Source organism: Sphingomonas prati (assembly GCF_014643515.1).
Lineage (GTDB): Bacteria > Pseudomonadota > Alphaproteobacteria > Sphingomonadales > Sphingomonadaceae > Sphingomonas_R > Sphingomonas_R prati.
This window is the reverse complement of sequence record NZ_BMJP01000001.1, coordinates 1683692-1697731: the sequence shown is the minus strand read 5'-3', so window position 1 is coordinate 1697731 and position 14040 is coordinate 1683692. Positions and strand designations below refer to the sequence as shown.

At 66.5% G+C, this 14040-nt stretch carries 9 protein-coding genes; 3 read left to right on the top strand and 6 right to left on the bottom strand.

The genetic code is table 11. The features are described from left to right. The first annotated feature begins 149 nt into the window (after positions 1 to 149). On the top strand, positions 150 to 1115 hold the full coding sequence (locus IEX50_RS07775; RefSeq protein ID WP_229673740.1) for a cation diffusion facilitator family transporter: 966 nt from the start codon (positions 150 to 152) through the stop codon (positions 1113 to 1115). A gap of 121 nt (positions 1116 to 1236) precedes the next feature. Here the strand turns inward: IEX50_RS07775 and IEX50_RS07770 are convergent, their stop codons facing one another. The 4 genes from IEX50_RS07770 to IEX50_RS07755 all read right to left on the bottom strand — a co-directional run bounded on the left by IEX50_RS07770 (position 1237) and on the right by IEX50_RS07755 (position 7511). Then, positions 1237 to 2103 carry an SDR family oxidoreductase gene (locus tag IEX50_RS07770; RefSeq protein ID WP_157174901.1) on the bottom strand — a complete coding sequence of 289 codons (867 nt, stop codon included), beginning with the start codon at positions 2101 to 2103 and terminating at the stop codon, positions 1237 to 1239. Positions 2104 to 2122: 19 nt separating this feature from the next. Continuing rightward, on the bottom strand, positions 2123 to 3922 hold the full coding sequence (locus IEX50_RS07765; RefSeq protein ID WP_157174902.1) for a glycoside hydrolase family 15 protein: 1800 nt from the start codon (positions 3920 to 3922) through the stop codon (positions 2123 to 2125). Beyond that, complete coding sequence (locus IEX50_RS07760) at positions 3919 to 4914, bottom strand: alpha/beta fold hydrolase (RefSeq protein ID WP_157174903.1); 996 nt, start codon at positions 4912 to 4914, stop codon at positions 3919 to 3921. The genes IEX50_RS07765 and IEX50_RS07760 overlap by 4 nt, the downstream gene beginning before the upstream one ends. Positions 4915 to 5102: 188 nt before the next feature. Next, the gene (locus IEX50_RS07755) at positions 5103 to 7511 is read right to left on the bottom strand and encodes a ligase-associated DNA damage response DEXH box helicase (protein WP_157174904.1); all 2409 of its coding nucleotides are present in this window, start codon (positions 7509 to 7511) and stop codon (positions 5103 to 5105) included. 163 nt (positions 7512 to 7674) lie between these two features. Between IEX50_RS07755 and IEX50_RS07750 the strand changes: the two genes are divergently transcribed. Continuing rightward, positions 7675 to 10707, top strand: a complete 3033-nt coding sequence (locus IEX50_RS07750; RefSeq protein ID WP_157174905.1) for a hypothetical protein — start codon at positions 7675 to 7677, stop codon at positions 10705 to 10707. A 201-nt stretch (positions 10708 to 10908) separates the two neighbouring features. Here the strand turns inward: IEX50_RS07750 and IEX50_RS07745 are convergent, their stop codons facing one another. Further along, on the bottom strand, positions 10909 to 11130 hold the full coding sequence (locus IEX50_RS07745; RefSeq protein WP_157174906.1) for a hypothetical protein: 222 nt from the start codon (positions 11128 to 11130) through the stop codon (positions 10909 to 10911). A 111-nt stretch (positions 11131 to 11241) separates the two neighbouring features. On the opposite strand from IEX50_RS07745, the gene IEX50_RS07740 reads away from it, so the two are divergent. Next, positions 11242 to 12240, top strand: a complete 999-nt coding sequence (locus IEX50_RS07740; RefSeq protein ID WP_157174907.1) for a ligase-associated DNA damage response exonuclease — start codon at positions 11242 to 11244, stop codon at positions 12238 to 12240. A gap of 319 nt (positions 12241 to 12559) precedes the next feature. Here the strand turns inward: IEX50_RS07740 and glnA are convergent, their stop codons facing one another. Then, positions 12560 to 13972: a type I glutamate--ammonia ligase gene (gene glnA / locus IEX50_RS07735; protein ID WP_076072181.1), complete on the bottom strand. Its 1413-nt coding sequence runs from the start codon at positions 13970 to 13972 to the stop codon at positions 12560 to 12562. Positions 13973 to 14040 lie beyond the last annotated feature (68 nt).

The window sequence follows — 14040 nt, the reverse complement described above, 5'->3', positions numbered from 1 at the left end:
GACGCGCCAGGGAGGAAACGCGTCGGCATGGCCTTACTGCGCCTGTCGGCATGCTGGTGGCATGACGGCCGCATGACGGATCGGTAATGTCGGGGTGGGAACCGGGCGATGTACGCGGTGACGCGCGCGGCCTATGGCAGGCGGATGCGATGGCCGGGGACGATATGACGCAGGATCACAGCGGGCATAGCCACGGTCATGGGCACGGCCATGGACATGGCGGCGGCCATCACGATCATACTGCGGGTGCGGACGTGCGGAGCCTGCGCTGGGCGCTGGCGTTGACGGCCTTTTACCTGCTGGTCGAGGTGGTGGGCGCGTTCTGGTTCAACAGTCTCGCGCTGCTGTCCGACGCGGCGCACATGATGACCGATGTCGCGGCACTGGTGATCGCGCTGGCGGCGATCTCGATCGGGGCGCGGCCGGCCGATGATCGGCGGACGTTCGGGTACAAGCGGTTCGAGATCCTGGCGGCGGCGTTCAACGCGCTGCTGCTGTTCGCGGTGGCGATCTATGTGCTGATCGAGGCGGTGCAGCGGTTCCGCACGCCGCAGCCGATCGAGTCCGGCGGCATGATGGCGGTCGCGGTGCTGGGGCTGATCGTGAACTTCGCGTCGATGCGGCTGCTGTCCGCCGGGCGCGACGGCAATCTGAACATGAAGGGCGCGTATCTGGAGGTGTGGGCCGACGCGATCGGATCGGTCGGCGTGATCGCAGGCGCGGTGGCGATCCGCTTCACCGGCTGGACCTGGATCGACCCGGTGGTGGCAATCGGCATCGGCCTATGGGTCGTGCCGCGGACCTGGACGCTGCTGCGCGATACGATCAACGTGCTGCTTGAAGGCGTGCCGGGGGGGATGAACCTGCCCGATATCCGCGCGGGGATCGGTGGCATCGCTGGCGTGGGCGGCGTGCACGACCTGCATGTCTGGTCGGTGTCGTCCGATGCGGTGAATTGTACGGTGCACGTGGAGCTGACTGGTGGGGCGGATGCCGACGGGGTGCGGCATGCGGTGGCGACGTGGTTGGCCGCGCGGCATGGGATCGGGCACAGCACGATCCAGACAGAGACCGCGGCGCAGGCGTGCGGGCACCGGGATCATTTGCATCCTTGAGGTGAATTCGAGCCCGCGTCCGTTTGATTCGAGCCTGTCGAGAACTCAGCGCTGAGTTCTCGACAGGCTCGAACCAAACGGGTTTGCGGCTTTTTTTAGCTGCCTTTGTCCGAACGAAGGCTCACATGATCGGCATACCGCCCGCCACGGTGATCAGCGCACCCGAGGTGTAGCTCGATTTGTCCGAAGCGAGCATGACGTAGGCGGAGGCGAGTTCGGCGGGCTGGCCGGGGCGGCCGGAGGGGTTTTTCTCGCCGAAGCTGGTGACCGAGTCCGCGTCCATGCCGGCGGGGATGAACGGGGTCCAGATCGGGCCGGGCATCACGGCGTTCACGCGGATGCGGCGTTTAGCCAGGAACTGGGCCAGGCCGACGGTCAGGTTGCTGATCGCGCCCTTGGTCGCCGAATAGGGGAACAGGTTGGGCGTCGGGTCCTTGGAATTGACCGAGGACGTGTTGATGATGCTGGCGCCGGCCGACATCTGCGCAACGGCGAGCTTGGTGAGGTGGAAGGTCGCGTGGACGTTGGTGTCGAACGTCTTCTTCCACTCGTCCAGCGTGACGTCGTCAAAGTTCTCGAAATAGGTCTGGTAGGCGGCGTTGTTGACCAGCACGTCGATGCCGCCGAACTCCGCCACGACACGGTCCATCATGGCGACGGCGTGCGCCTCGTCCGTGATGTCGCCGGGGATCAGGAGCGCGCGGACGCCGGCCGCCTCGATCAGCGCGCCGATCGTTTCCGCATCCCCCTGCTCGTCGGGCAGGTAGGCGATCGCGACGTCGGCCCCTTCGCGTGCGAAGGCGATCGCCACGGCGGCGCCGATGCCGCTGTCGCCGCCGGTGATGAGGGTGCGCTTGCCCTTCAACTGGCCGGAGCCTTCGTAGCTGGTTTCGCCGTGGTCGGGCTTGGGGTCCATCCTGGCGGTCTTGCCGGGGAAGGCCTGCTGCTGCGTCGGGAAGGGCGGGGTCGGATAGTCGGGGATCGCCATGGGGGGCTCCTTGCCGTGATCAGTGTGCTGGGTTCGTGCCGTAGAGACGCATGACCTCGTGGATCAGGGCCATGTGGCTGAGACCCTGAGGGAAATTTCCGAGATGGGCGCCGGTGTCGGGGTCGATCTCCTCGCCGTAGAGGCCGAGGTCGCTGGCGGCGGCGAGGACGGGGGCCAGCTTGCGCGCGGCAGCGGTGGTGTCGCCCGCGGCGGCATGTGCGCCAACCATCCAGAAGCTGGCCGCGACGAACGCACCCTCGCGCCCCGCCAGCCCGTCGTCGAAGCGGTAGCGATCGTGCAGGCCGCCGCGGCCGAGTGCTGCCTCGTGCGCGGCGATGGTGCGGGCGAAGCGATCGGAGGCGGGGTCGAACACCGCCATCAGCGCGAGGCGGAGCGTCGACATGTCGAGATCGGTGCCGCCATATTCCATGACGTAGCTGCCGGCATCCTCGTTCCAGGCGCGGTCGCGGAGCTCGGCGAGCATCGCGTCGGCGCGCGGTTGCCAGTCGGGATCGGGGGCGAAGCCGAGCCGGTCGAAGATCCGCCGCGCGCGATCGACCGCGGCCCAGCACATCGCCTTGCTGTGGAGCAGGTGGCGGGCGTCTCCGCGCAATTCCCAGATGCCCTGATCGGGCACGTCGAACCGGTCGATCGCCGCGCGGGCGCAGCGCCGGACGAAGTCCTCCAGATTGCCGACCAGTTCGCGGCAGAGGCCGTCGGTGCCGTGGTCGATCGTGTAGAGATTGAGCGCGGCGAGATATTCGCCGTAGATCTCGTGCTGCGCCTGGTCATTGGCGCCGTTGCCGGAACGGACCGGGGCGGAGTTGCGCCAGCCGGTAAGCGCGGGGTGGCTGATCTCGTCCGGCACGTCGCCATCGAGCGCGTACATGACGCGGAGCGGCCCGTCGCCGCCGATGCCGTCGCGGTGGTGGATGAAGCGCAGGAACTCGGCCGCCTCGCGCCGATAGCCGAGCACGAGGAAAGCGGAGACGCAGAAGACCGCGTCGCGCGTCCAGACGTAGCGATAGTCCCAGTTGCGGGCATAGCCGACCGCTTCGGGCAGGCTGGTGGTGACCGCGGCGATCAGCCCGCCGGTCGGGGCGTGGGTGAGCAGCTTCATCGTGATCGCGCTGCGCAGGACCAGTTCGCTGTGGTCGCGGTCGTAGCGGCAGGCGGCGGACCAGCCGGTCCAGTAGGCGGCGGTGGCGTCGAGCGCTGCGGTGGCGGTCGCGGGGTTGGCGGGGGCGTCGTGCGCGAGGATCAGGACGAGTGTTTCGCCGGTCTGCAACGTCGCGGTGACGCGCGCGTCGGGGCCGTCCGGGGTGATCGGGTGGGTGGCGGTGGCGACGATCGGGCAGTCGGGCCAGCAGATTGCGGTGCCGTCCGGTTCGGCCGCGACCTGCGTCTCGCCCCAGTCGAAGCGCGGGGCGATGCGGATTGTGACATCCGCCGGGCCGGCGGTGCAGGTGACGATGCGGATCAGCGTGCCGGGCGCGTCGGCGTCGGGGCCGGTGTTGCCGGGATCGGCGATCGCGGTGAGCGGCATGAAATCGGTGACGGTGATTGTCGCGGGGCCGGCGGCGAGGTGCGTGTCGAGGATCGCTGTGCCGGTGCGGTAGGCGCGTCCGGCGGGTTGCCAGTCGCCCTCCACAACGCACGCGCCGCCGGACGGGCCGAGCAGGCCGGCGAACAGTGGCGGGCTGTCGAAATGTGGCCAGCAGAGCCAGTCGATCGCAGCGCCGCGGGTAACGAGTGCGGCGCTGCGCAGGTCGCCGATGACGCCGTGGTCTGCGATCGGGGTGCGACTGAGGTCGGTCAACGGGCGAGTGCGGCGAGGAGGGCGGCCTGGAACGTCGCGGGGTCCTCGACCTGCGGGCTGTGACCGAGTGCGTCGAACTTGACGAGTCTTGCGCCGGGGATGCGCCGGACGGTGGCGTCGGCGAGCGCCGGGATGGCCGGGATCGACGCGCGGATCGCGGCGGGGGCACGGGCGCGGCCGAAGGCGGTGGTGTCGCGCATGCCGATCATGAGAGTGGTGGGGACGCGGAGGCGATCGAGTTCGTAGGCGATCGGCTGCGTCTGGATCATGTCGCTGGTGCGCGCCTGGGCGTTGGCGACGATCGCGCGACCCGGACCGGCGGACATGCCGGCGGACATCGCGACCCACTTGTCGTACTCGGGCCGCCAGGTGCCGTGATAGTAGTTGGCCTGCTGGTAGGCCTTGATGCTGGTCGCACTGCTGCGGGTCTCCTCGGCGATCAGCTGCGTCAGCGTGGCGGGGGGGACGCCCTGCGCGATCCGGTCGGCGAGACCCAGCGGGTTGACGAGGATGAGCCGGTCGACGCGGGTTGGGTGGAGCAGCGCGAACCGGACGGCGAGCATGCCGCCCATCGAATGGCCGACGACGTCGACCTTGCCGAGGCCGCGGTCGGCGAGGAGGGCGTCGGTGAGGTTGCTGAGTGCCGCGAAGCTGTACTGGAAGCCCGCCGGCTTGGATGATTTGCAGAAACCGATCTGGTCCGGCGCGATGACGCGGTAGCCTTTTGCCGCCAGCGCGTCGGCGGTGGCACCCCAGGTGGCGGCGCAGAAGTTCTTGCCGTGGAGGAGGAGCACGGTGTGGCCGTTGGCGGGCGCGGTGGGGGCGATGTCCATATAGGCCATCGTGACGGGCTCGCCCTGCGGCGTAGCGGCGAAGCGCCGGACCGGGTGGGGGTAGGCGAACCGTTCGAGGTTGGGGCCGAGGTCCGGCGTTGCGGGCGCGGCGGCGGGGGCTGCGGCGAGCGCGGCGGTGGCGAGCAGGGTGGAGAGCATCCGGGGGTAACGGGTGAGGGGGGATGTTTCTCCCTTTGGGTTTTGGTGCTGGGCTTGGTGGGACTTTAGCCCTCCCCTCAACCGGGGGGAGGGTTGGGTGGGGGGCTCAGGCTTGGGACGACGTTACCCCCAGCCACGCCCCCCACCCCGGCCCTCCCCCCGGTGGGGGGAGGGAGCAGAAGGTTTGCTCAGTCCAGCCGCATCGCTTCGGCGGCCAGCGCTTCGGCTTCGATCAGGAGGTCGTCTTCGCCGTCCGATTGCAGCACGCGTTCGCGGCCGATGAGGACGAGGACGGGGACCGCTAGGGGCGAGACGCGGTCGAGGTCGACGTGGAGCATGGTGCCGGCGGCGCGGTCGAGGAGGAGGGCGAGGCGGCCGACGTCGGTCATGCGGGCGCGGGCGTCTTCCCAGGCGGCCTCAAGCAGGAGGTGCGACGGTTCGTAGCGGCGCAGCACGTCGTAGATGAGGTCGGTGGAGAAGGTGACCTGCTTGCCGGTCTTGCGCTTGCCGGGGTGCTGGCGTTCGACGAGGCCGCCGATCACCGCGACTTCGCGGAATGCGCGTTTGAGGAGCGCGGACTGTTGCACCCAGTCGACGAATTCGTCCTCCAGAATGTCGGCGGAGAACAGGCTGGCGGGGTCGGTGACCGGCATCGAGCTGAACGTCGCGAGCGCATAGTCGTTCGACACGAAGCCGATCGGCTTCAGGCCCTGCGCCTCCATCCGTTTCGTGATGAGCATGCCGAGCGACTGGTGCGCGTTCCACCCTTCGAAGCTGTAGGCGACCATGTAGTAGCGGCCGTCGCGAGGGAAGGTTTCGACGAGCAGCTGCGACGGATCGGGCAGCTGCGAGCGCGCCTGCTGGATCTGGAGCCAATCGCGGACGTCGTCGGGGAAGCGGTGCCATTCGGCCGGTTCGTGGAGGAAATGGCGGACGCGCGCGGCCAGGTTGGTCGACAGCGGCATCCGCGACCCGCCATATTTGGGGATGCGCGCGGGTTTAGACGTGGCGCGGACGAGGAGGTCCTCGGTGTCGATCTTGTCGACCTCCAGCGACATGCCGGCGAAGAAGAAGGTGTCGCCCTTGGTCAGCGTGGATGCGAACCCCTCCTCGACCTTGCCGAGACTCCGGCCGTTCTTAAAGCGGACGTTGAGCATCGTCGCCTCCACGATGATGCCGGCGTTCAGGCGGTGCTGCGCGATGAAGCGCGGGTGGGTAATATGCCAAAGGCCGTCCGGATGGAGCGTCAGGCGCTTGAACCGGTCGTAGGCCTTGAGCGCGTAACCGCCCGATTCGATGAAGCCGAGCACGCGGTCGAACGTGTCGCGTGTCAGCGCCGCATAGGGCGCGCTGGTGCGCAGTTCGGCGAACAGATCATCGGCGGCGAAGGGTGCGGCGCAGGCGCAGGCGGTGATGTGCTGCGCCAGCACGTCGAGCGCGCCGCGGCGGAAGATGTCGGGGTCTAGCTCGCCGGCCTCGACCGCGTCGAGTGCGGCGCGCGCCTCGAGATATTCGAAGCGGTTGCCGGGGACGACGATGGCCTTCGAAGGTTCGTCGAGCCGGTGGTTGGCGCGGCCGATGCGCTGCGTCAGGCGCGACGAGCCTTTGGGGGCACCCATCTGGATCACCAGATCGACATCGCCCCAGTCGACGCCGAGATCGAGGCTGGCGGTGGCGACGAGGCCGCGCAGCTTGCCGTCGGCCATGGCCTGTTCGACCTTGCGGCGCGCCTCGCGGCTGAGCGAGCCGTGGTGGACGCCGATCGGCAGCTGGTTGTCGTTCTCGTGCCAGAGATCCTGGAAGATGAGTTCGGCGAGGCTGCGCGTGTTGCAGAACACGATGGTGGTGCGGTGCGCCTCGATCGCGGCCATGACCTGTTTGGCGGCATAGCGGCCGGAGTGGCCGGACCACGGGATGCGATCGTGCGGCAGCAGGATGTCGATCGTGGCGGGCGCGCCGGGGGCGCCCTGGACGAGTGCCACGGAGTCGATGTCGCCGTCGGGGGTCAGCCAGCCGCGATAGCCGTCCGGATCGTCGACGGTGGCGGAGAGTGCCACGCGGCGGAGCGTGGGGCTGAGTTTCTGGAGGCGCGCCATGCAGAGCGAGAGGAGGTCGCCGCGCTTGCCGGTGGCGAACGCGTGGACCTCGTCGATCACGATGGTGCGGAGCGTGCCGAACATGGTGGGCGCATCGGGGTAGCTGAGCAGCAGGCTGAGCGATTCGGGCGTGGTCAGCAGCATCTGCGGCGGGCGGGTGCGCTGGCGGAGCTTGCGGTCGGACGGGGTGTCGCCGGTGCGGGTTTCGACGCGGATCGGCAGGCCCATCTCGGCGATCGGATCGAGCAGGTTGCGCTGCACGTCGACGGCCAGCGCCTTCAGCGGGGAAACGTAGAGCGTGTGGAGCGCGTCGATCGGCTCCTCGATCAGCTCGGTCAGGCTGGGTAAAAAGCCGGCGAGCGTCTTGCCCGCGCCGGTGGGGGCGACGAGCAGCGCGGAGCGCCCTTCGCGGGCGGCGGCGAGCATGGCGAGCTGGTGCGGACGCGGGGACCAGCCCTTGTCCGCGAACCAGGTGGCGAGGGGTGCGGGGAGGGTGGTCACATTGTTGAGATAGGGTGGGGCGGGGGGAAATGCTGCATGTCTGTTGTGCCGTCGTGAACACGTCGGATGGTGAAGTGATGCCCGTCGAGCCGGGTTACGGCGTTAGCAATTGCAATCCTTGCTGACATCGTTGATCGCGGTCCGCAATAATTAGGGGATGAACGTGGGTGACACTGTCATGAATAGCTCGGTCGATCTTGCAACGGTTCAGGGCGTGACCGGTGTGACGGGGGCGGTGCGGACGATCGCGAGCGGCGACGTGCGCGACCAGGTGTTGACGCGCGACGGCGCCAGCCTGCTGGTGTCGACGACCGACGGCGTGGTGACGCGTTACGACCTGGCCAGCGGGTCGGAGACGGGCGCGTGGAAAGTTGGCAACAGCCTGGGCGGCATGGCGACCAGCGCGGACGGGCGTTATCTGTACGCGACGGAATTGTTGCCAGTCACCACGGTCGAGACGAGCAGCAGTTTTTATCGGCAGGGTAATGTCGCGGAACTAGACCGGCTGGATTTGCAGACCGGAGAGGTGACACGCTTCGATCTCACGATCGGGGATTATAGCAGTTCGACCGTCTTTCGTGACGTGGCGGTGACCGCAACAGGGCAGCTTCTGTTGTCCACGAGCCTGACCGGAGGATATTCGGGAAGTTCGGCGATTTATCTGTTCGACCCCCAGACCGGCAACCTGTCGAGGCAGAATTCGTCCTATTATTTCGGGGCGCTGGCAGGCACGCCGGACGGCCAAAGTATCGTCATTGCCGAATTGGGCCTTAGCAGTGCTAACCTGAGCCTGTTCACAGCCGGGCGCGGGGTTACGGCAAACCGCGAAATCTATGCCGATAATACATCCGGGCAGAATACCGGGGGCGCGATCGCGATTTCGACGGATGGGAGTTGGGTTGCGCAGAGCGTCAGTCGAGGCGGACCTGACGTCATCGTCCTCAACCGTGCGTTAAAACTGGAGGTCAGCCTGGCGCAGATAGCGCCCCAAGCCCTGGTTGGAGACGGAATCACCGGGCTCGCGTTCAGCAATGATGGCGCTCGGCTCTATGTCCTCAATTCCGATGCCGACCAAGTATTCATGATTTCGACGCGCGACTGGTTGATCGAATCGGTCGTGACGGTCGGCGCCATCGATCTGGCTCTACCAAATTTCAACAGGGCCCTCGGGTACAGCAAGTCGCTTTATGCCGACCAGCTGCTGGTTTCTGCCGATGGGCGCTATCTGACCGTCCAGGGTGACGACGGTGTTCAGGCAATCGACCTGACGCAGACGACGGGTACGCCGGTTCTGACCGCATTGACACTGCCCGACAGGCTGGTGATCGGGGTGGATGGCGGCAACCTCTCCATCACTGCAGGCGCGATCGACACGGGAGCGGCGGTGCAGTCTGTCGTCCTGACGCTGGACAGCGTGCTGGAAACCACTAGCGGCAACGTCACCGAGATCCGGTTCGACGCGGCACGCGATGCGTTCGACGACACTTTCTCCGCGACGAACCTGGCTTTGACGGGGGCGGCCGGCGGAATCTACACCGTCACGTCCGCGACCGTGACCGATACGGCGGGGCACAGCGTCACTTACGGTGCCGCGGCGTTGGATGCTTTGCTGGGAGATCGCAGCTTCGAAGTCGTGGGCCAGATCGATCTGACCACCCGGGGCGATACGTACACCAACACGCGCGACATCACGGTCACCGTTCGCGGGCTGGCGGGCGACGATACGTTGTACGCCGGTCCTGGTACGGTTACGCTCGACGGGGGCCAAGGGGACGACGACCTGTTTCAGGGGAGCGGCGCCACGACTTTCATCGGCGGGGCGGGTGACGATGTGGCGGTCCTGAACGGCAATGCCCGGGATTATTACGTGATTGGCGGTCGCTATGTTGCTTACCCGTCCGGCTACGAACCGCTGACCCTGTTGGCGCGCAACGGATCGGGAACGCAGGTGATCGGCGGCGATATCGAACGCGTCCGATTTGCGGACGGAACATTCCTGTCCGCATCGGGCGACCTGTTGCTTGGCGACCAGTCCCAGCCCGGTTCGGTGATCGGCGATTACACGCTGAATGCCCCGGCCAGCGGGACGGTGATCTTTAACGGCGGTGCGGGCGACAACCGCGTCATCCTGCCGGGCGACGTGTCCGATTACGAACTCGGTCGGCTTCAGCGCGTGACCTATGGCGCGGCCCAGGCGGGCAGTTTCGCGCTGACGCACCATGATGGCAGCGCCAGCTACAGCTTCGACCAGTCGGTCGACACGATCCAGTTCGCCGACGGACGCTACCTCGCGCTTCGCGACTTGCCTGCCTATGTCGCAGGCAGCGCGGCACTGGACCAGGGTGGCAACCAGGACGACCTGCTGTACCAGTCAAAGCCCGCCGGATACGAGGTCTTCGACGGTGCGCGGGGGCAGGACGATCTGTACCTGAACGGCAATGTCTCCGACTACACCGTCCGGACGATCATCGGGCAATCAGACCCGGACGCCATCCGGATCGACGGGATCGAACTTGTCAGCACAAACGGCAGTGGTGCGCTGCTGATCGACGACAGTGTCGAGGCAGTCCATTTCCAGAACGGACAATATCTGTCGTTCCGCGATGTCGCCGCTTATGTCGCTGCGGCACCGAAGACCGATGCGGTGCTGCACGTGATCCGCGAAGGGATCGCAACCGACAACCTGACGGTCGGCGTGGCCGGTACGGCAGCCGCGGACGACACCCTGCTGCTGGACCGGAACGCGCTGGACTACACCCTCTCGCGTGGTTTCGATGGCGAGTTTGTGCTGGCACGCGACGGCGGGCGGATTTCGGTGTCGCAGACCATCGACGCGATCCAGTTCGGCAATGGTCAGTTTCTGTCGTTAGAGGATGTGCCGGCCTATGTCCGGGGCAATGCTACCTTCACGCGCGGGACGAGCCTGGACGATGTGCTGGTCGTATCCCGCAGCGGCAGTCAGTATATGAACGGCGGGGCGGGCGACGACGACCTGTTCCTGAACGGGAACGTCAGGGACTATACGCTGCAGACCACGCGTGTGCAGTCGCCGAACTACGACCAGATGATCGACGGCTACGGCCTGTTCGCGACGAACGGCAGTGGGAATATCTATATCGACCGGTCGGTCGAGACGGTACATTTCCAGAACGGCCAGACCCTGGCGTTCGAGGACCTGCCAGCGTTCTTTGGCTGATAAACAGGGCGTGGGGCGGCACGTGCCGTCCTCGCCCGGCGTTCATAAAGAGCGAAAGCTGTCGGTGGAGGGCGTTGTCGGCCAGAGAGCGACGCTACTCCCCCTGTCCCTCACCGCGATCGCGGCGGCGGACGATGGACCAGAGCATCAGCATGCCGAGGCAGAAGGGGATGATGATCGCGGCGGCAATGGCAAGGTTGCTCATGCGCGGGGGCTCCCGGCGGGCGGGTCGAGCGGGGTGGTGTCGACGGCCTTGTCCTTGTGCGCGATGCGGTCTTCCTCGACATAGAGATCGTGGGTGGCGCGTTCGGTTCGGGCTTTCTGCGCGCTGCTCTGCGCACGGTTGCGTAGCAGCGACCAGAGCATGACGAGCCCAAGCAGTACGGGGCCGAGGATGGTGATCGCGATCCAGAGTTTGCTCATGTGCCGCGGTCCTTCGGTGCTCGGTTGAATAGTGAGACCGGGTAACGCGGCAGCGCGGAAATCGTGCCGGGGCGGCATGGCGGGCGGGCGCGGACGCCCCATATCGAGCGTATGGCACGTCTGGCATCCTGGGTCGAACCGCATCCGACCGGCATCTACATCCCCGTCGCGGACGCGTGGATCGACCCGTCCGAGCCCGTGCCGCGGGCCTGGGTGACGCATGGCCATGCGGATCATGCGCGCGGCGGACATGGCGCAGTGCTGGCGACGCCGGAGACGCTGGCGATCATGGACGTGCGCTACGGGCCGCAGAACGGGCAGGCGATCGGGTATGGCGAGAGCGTGACCGTGAACGGGGTTTCGGTGCGCTACGTGCCGGCCGGGCATGTGCTGGGTTCGGCGCAGATCGTGATGGAGTATCAGGGCGAGCGGGTGGTGGTGTCAGGCGACTACAAGCGCCGGCCGGACCCGACCTGCGCGCGGTTCGAGCCGGTGCCGTGCGACGTGTTCGTGACGGAGGCGACGTTCGGGCTGCCGGTGTTCCGCCATCCCGATACGGGCGCGGAGATCGACAAGCTGCTCCACGCGCTGCACGCCAATCCGGAGCGCTGCGTGCTGGTCGGCGCCTATGCGCTGGGCAAGGCACAGCGCGTGATCCGCGAGGCGCGCGATCGCGGGCACAGCGCGCCGATCTTCATCCACGGGGCGATGCAGAAACTGTGCGACCTGTATGTGGCGCACGGGATCGACCTGGGCGAGCTGGTGCCGGCGGCGGGGTTGAAGGCGGCGGACATGAAGGGTGCGATCGTCGTCGCGCCGCCGGGGGCGATGAACGATCGCTGGTCGCGGCGGCTGCCCGATCCGATCACCGCGATGGCGTCCGGATGGATGCGGGTGCGCGGGCGGGCGCGGCAGAAGAATGTCGAGCTGCCGCTGATTTTGTCGGACCATGCGGATTGGGATGAGCTGACCGAGACCTTGACCGAGATCGCGCCGAGCGAGGTTTGGGTGACGCATGGGCGGGAGGATGCGCTGGTCCACTGGTGCATGACGCGGCAGATCAAGGCGAAGGCGCTGGATCTGGTGGGGTATGAGGACGAGGATGATTGAGTTTCGCGAGTTGTAGCTTTTGATTTGCCGTTCGGTCTGAGCCGGGCGTTGCCCCCACCCCAACCCCTCCCCTGAAGGAGAGGGGCTTAGAAGAGGCTCTGTCGGCTCGCTTCTGCTCCCTCCACCCATCGGGGGGAGGGTCGGGGTGGGGGGCTTGGCTGGGGGCGAGGGCTTTTCCAGTCTAAGCCCCCCACCCAACCCTCCCCGGTGGGGGGGAGGGCTTTTTTGCTTAGCCCCTTAGCTTCCCCCATGCCCGCAAACAAAAACGCCCCCGGCCTTGCGGTCGGGGGCGTACGTCTTCCGGGACGTGATCGGGAATTTAGGCCGAGTAGTACATGTCGAATTCGACCGGGCTGGGGGTCATTTCCCAGCGGGTGACTTCGTGGAACTTCAGTTCGATGTAGCTGTCGATCTGCTCGTCGGTGAAGACGCCGCCCTTGGTGAGGAAGGCGCGGTTCTTGTCGAGCGTTTCGAGGGCTTCGCGGAGCGATGCGCAGACGGTGGGGACCTGGGCCAACTCTGCCGGCGGCAGGTCGTACAGGTTCTTGTCCATCGCTTCGCCCGGGTGAATCTTGTTTTCGATCCCGTCGAGGCCGGCCATCAGCAGGGCTGCGTAGCAGAGATAGGGGTTCGCGGTCGCATCCGGGAAGCGGACCTCGACGCGCTTGGACTTGGCGCCGGTGCCGTAGGGAATGCGGCACGAGGCCGAGCGGTTGCGCGCGGAATAGGCGAGCAGCACGGGGGCCTCGTAACCCGGGACCAGCCGCTTGTAGCTGTTGGTCGACGGGTTGGTGAAGGCGTTCAGTGCCTTGGCATGCTTGATGATGCCGCCGATGAAGTAGAGCGCCAGATCGGACAGGCCGGCATAGCCGTTGCCGGCGAACAGCGGCGTGCCCTTGTCCCAGATCGACAGATGGGTGTGCATGCCCGATCCGTTGTCTTCCTTGATCGGCTTCGGCATGAACGTCGCGGTCTTGCCGTAGGCCTGCGCGACCTGGTGGACGACGTACTTGTAGACCTGCATCCGGTCCGCCGTCTGGGTCAGCGTGCCGTAGGTGAGGCCGAGTTCATGCTGTGCGGCCGCGACCTCGTGATGGTGCTTGTCCATCGGCAGGCCCATTTCGAGCATGGTCGAGACCATTTCGCCGCGGATGTCGACGGCGCTGTCGACCGGAGCGACCGGGAAATAGCCGCCTTTGGCGCGCGGACGGTGCGCCATGTTGCCGCCCTCATACTCACGGCCCGTGTTGGTCGGCAGTTCGATGTCGTCGATCTTGTAGTAGGACGTCGCGTAGCTCGTTTCGAAGCGCACGTCGTCGAACAGGAAGAACTCTGCTTCGGGGCCGATATAGACGGTGTCGCCGATGCCGAGCGAGGCGGTGTAGGCCTCGGCCCGCTTGGCGCAGGAGCGCGGATCGCGTTCGTAGAGCGCGCCGGAGACCGGATCGACGATGTCGCAGATCAGGATGAGCATCGGGGTGGCCGAGAAGGGATCGATGTAGATCGCGTCCAGATCAGGCTTCAGGATCATGTCGGATTCGTTGATCGCCTTCCACCCCTCGATCGAGGAGCCGTCGAACATGAAGCCGTCGTTCAGTTCGTCGTCGGTGACGACGTTCTGGCACATGGTCAGATGCTGCCACTTGCCCTTGGGATCGGTGAAGCGGAGGTCGACCCACTCGATCTCCTGATCCTTGATCATCTTCAGAACGTCGGATGCCGTGTTGGCCATGTTCAAACTTTCCCCACTGCGGCCGGACAGACCCGGCATGTTGTGAAAACCATATCCGAAACCGGAAT

Coding starts and splice junctions, on each gene's coding strand:
- glnA (WP_076072181.1), bottom strand. CDS start 13,972: ATGGCCAACACGGCATCCGACGTTCTGAAGATGATCAAGGATCAGGAG.
- IEX50_RS07770 (WP_157174901.1), bottom strand. CDS start 2,103: ATGGCGATCCCCGACTATCCGACCCCGCCCTTCCCGACGCAGCAGCAG.
- IEX50_RS07745 (WP_157174906.1), bottom strand. CDS start 11,130: ATGAGCAAACTCTGGATCGCGATCACCATCCTCGGCCCCGTACTGCTT.
- IEX50_RS07775 (WP_229673740.1), top strand. CDS start 150: ATGGCCGGGGACGATATGACGCAGGATCACAGCGGGCATAGCCACGGT.
- IEX50_RS07740 (WP_157174907.1), top strand. CDS start 11,242: ATGGCACGTCTGGCATCCTGGGTCGAACCGCATCCGACCGGCATCTAC.
- IEX50_RS07760 (WP_157174903.1), bottom strand. CDS start 4,914: ATGCTCTCCACCCTGCTCGCCACCGCCGCGCTCGCCGCAGCCCCCGCC.